The sequence below is a fragment of the Nocardioides stalactiti genome (assembly GCF_014180715.1).
GTDB classification, from domain to species: Bacteria; Actinomycetota; Actinomycetes; order Propionibacteriales; family Nocardioidaceae; genus Nocardioides; species Nocardioides stalactiti.
This window is the reverse complement of the sequence record NZ_JACEFC010000195.1, coordinates 1-2,742: the sequence shown is the minus strand read 5'-3', so window position 1 is coordinate 2,742 and position 2,742 is coordinate 1. Positions and strand designations below refer to the sequence as shown.

2 protein-coding genes and 1 pseudogene (1 of these 3 only partly in view) are annotated in these 2,742 nt (G+C 76.7%); all 3 read right to left on the bottom strand.

Annotated features, from left to right (window positions below):
* Positions 1-165: pseudogene (fmt, locus tag H0487_RS21905) on the bottom strand (methionyl-tRNA formyltransferase) (it extends 782 nt beyond the left edge of the window).
* On the bottom strand, positions 162-707 hold the full coding sequence (gene def, locus H0487_RS21900; protein ID WP_183096330.1) for a peptide deformylase: 546 nt from the start codon (positions 705-707) through the stop codon (positions 162-164). The pseudogene fmt and the gene def overlap by 4 nt, the downstream one beginning before the upstream one ends.
* A gap of 20 nt (positions 708-727) precedes the next feature.
* Positions 728-2,737: a primosomal protein N' gene (locus H0487_RS21895; protein WP_246384240.1), complete on the bottom strand. Its 2,010-nt coding sequence runs from the start codon at positions 2,735-2,737 to the stop codon at positions 728-730.
* Positions 2,738-2,742 lie beyond the last annotated feature (5 nt).

Sequence of the window (2,742 nt, the reverse complement as noted above, 5' to 3'; positions counted from 1 at the left end):
GAGCTCGGCGGCGCGCGCGGCCACCGGGCTCTCGGTGAGCCGGCGACCGCGGCCGGAAGGCGCGTCCGGGCGGGTCACCACCCCGACCAGCTCGTGGTCGGAGGCGGCGACGGCGTCGAGGGCCGGCACGGCGACCTCGGGCGTGCCGGCAAAGACGACCCTCATCGACCGAATCCGCCGGTCGCGTGCGGCGAGATCCGGACCGTGGGCTGCTCGAGGCCGAACCACTCCGACTCCCGGATCTCCTTCATCGCCGCCTTGCGCGCCTCGTCGTCGAGCCGGTCGATGAAGAGCACGCCGTCGAGGTGGTCGGTCTCGTGCTGGATGGCGCGCGCCAGCAGCTCGGAGGCCTCGATCCGGACCGGCTCGCCGTACATGTCGAAGCCGGTCGCGACCAGCGACATCGCCCGGAGGCAGTCGTAGGTCAGCTCGGGCAGCGACAGGCAGCCCTCGGGGCCGTCCTGGGTCTCGGCCGACAGGTGGAGCTGCGGGTTGATGAGGTGGCCGACCTCGTCGTCGACGTTCCAGGTGAAGATCCGCAGGCCGACGCCGATCTGGGGCGCCGCGAGACCCGCGCCGGGCGCGTGGAGCATCGTGTCGGTCAGGTCTCCGACGACCTGCCGGATCTCGGCGTCGAAGTCCACGACCTCGATGGCCCGCCGACGGAGCACGGGATCGCCGAAGAGGCGGATGGGGCGGATGGCCATTCGCAAAGTCTAGAGGTGGCTCACATCTCCGCTGGATCCACCTGGACGCGGACGGGGTCGAGCTTGCGGGCGGACCGGATCCGCTGGAGCTCCCCGAGGGCGGCCGAGAGCGATGCGCCCTCCGCGCGCGGCACCCGTACGACGGCGCGCTCCTCGTCGTCGGCGGTGCCCGGCAGGGGCGCGAGCGGGCCGAGGACCTCGGCGTGCGGCGGGAGCGACAGCAGCGTGAGCGCGTCGTCGAGGGCGCCCGGCTCGGCGCGCAGCGTCGCGACCCGCGTGGCCGGCGGCAGGTGGGCGTCGCGACGGTCCTCCGCCTCGCGGCCGGCGAAGCCGGGCTGGTCCCAGCGGACCAACGCCTGGAGCGCGGCGACGCCCGGGTCGCCGACAGCGAGCGCACGACCGCCGGGCGCGAGCAGCCCGACAGCATTGGACCAGCGACGCAGCGCCTCCTCCGCGGCGCGGAGGCTGTCGCGGGCGAGCAGCAGCCAGGTGTCGAGCAGCACGACGACGGCGTAGCCGCCCTCGGCCACCGGCTCGGCTCCGGGGGTCGCCACCACGATCCGCTTCTCGCCGTCGACCTCGGCGCGGACCCGGTCGCCGCTCGACGTCACCACGGCCACCGGGGCGAAGGCCCGGCCGAGCTCGTCGGCCGTCCGCGCGTCGCCCAGCACCGGCGCCCGCAGCCCGCGGCCGCCGCACGCGCGGCAGGCCCACGCCGGCGTCTCCGTCGCGCACCAGCGACAGCGCGGGGGCGTCGTCGGCCCGGTCAGCTGGAGCGGGCCCGCGCACGCCTCGCAGCGCGCGGGCGTACGGCAGCGGTCGCACGCGAGCCGGAGCGCGTAGCCCGCCCGCGGCGTCTGCACGAGCACCGGCCCGCGCTCGAGACCCCACCGGACCGCGTCGTGGGCCTCCTTGGGCACTCGCGCGGCGGCCGCGAAGGGATCGCGGTGGCTGTCCACGCCGGCGACCGCCACCAGCGCCCGGTCGCGCACGGCGGCCCGCGACGCGGCGATCTCCTGGGCCCAGCCGGTGCGCAGCAGGTGGTCGGCCTCGACGCTGCGGGCGAAGCCGCCGACCAGCGCCGCGCACCCCTCGACCTCCGCGCGCTCGAGGAGCACCTCGCGGGTGTGGGGATAGGGCGCTCGGGGCTCGGCGTGGAGGTCGTCGCCGTCGTCCCAGATGACCACCAGCCCGAGGTCCTGCACGGGCGCGAACGCCGCCGAGCGGGTGCCGACGACGATCCGTCGGGTGCCGCGGCTGACGCTGAGGAAGTCGCGGTAGCGCGGGCCGGGGCCGGCGTCGGCCTGGAGGGTCACGTGGTGGTCGGGCCCCAGCAGCTCGGTGAGCGCCGCGTCGACACGGGCGACGTCGCGATGGTCCGGGACGCAGATGAGCACCCCGCGGCCGTGGGCGCGCGTCGCCGCGGCGAGGTCGGCGAGTCGGCGCGGCCAGTCCTCCCCCGGCGCCGCGCCCCAGACCGCCCGGGGCGACCCGCCGCTCAGGAGGTGCAGTCGGAACGCGCTCGCCGCCGGATAGACGGCCCACGAGTCGTCGTCGGCCGACCGGAACGAGAGCTCCGGCTCCGGCGCCGACGGCTCCTTCTCCACGGTGGCGTGCCGCGGCGGCACCGCGAGGCGTCGTACGTCGGCACTGACCCCGGCATAACGCTCCGCCACCCGCCGGCACAGCTCGGCGACCGTCGGGGAGAGCACCGGCTCGGCGCTCACCACCCGCCGCAGCGGCGCGAGCAGACCGTCGTGGTCGCTCGCATCGACCCGCTCCACCACGAACCCGTCGACGTCCTGGCCGGCGAACCGGACCTTGACCCGCACGCCTGCGCGAGCGGTGTCGGCCATCGCGGCGGGGACGAGGTAGTCGAAGGTGCGGTCGAGGTGGGCCAGCGGCAGGTCCACGAGGATCCGTGCCACGGGGAGGTCGGCGGCCGCCTCGACCGGAGCGGCCTGCTTGGCCCGACGGGCCCGGGCGGCCGCCCCGGACGACCGCGCAGCGGCACGCGCCAGCCCCGGCAGGGCGG

Excerpts from the sequence above, each read along its gene's own strand:
- def (WP_183096330.1), bottom strand. The coding sequence starts at position 707 with ATGGCCATCCGCCCCATCCGCCTCTTCGGCGATCCCGTGCTCCGTCGG.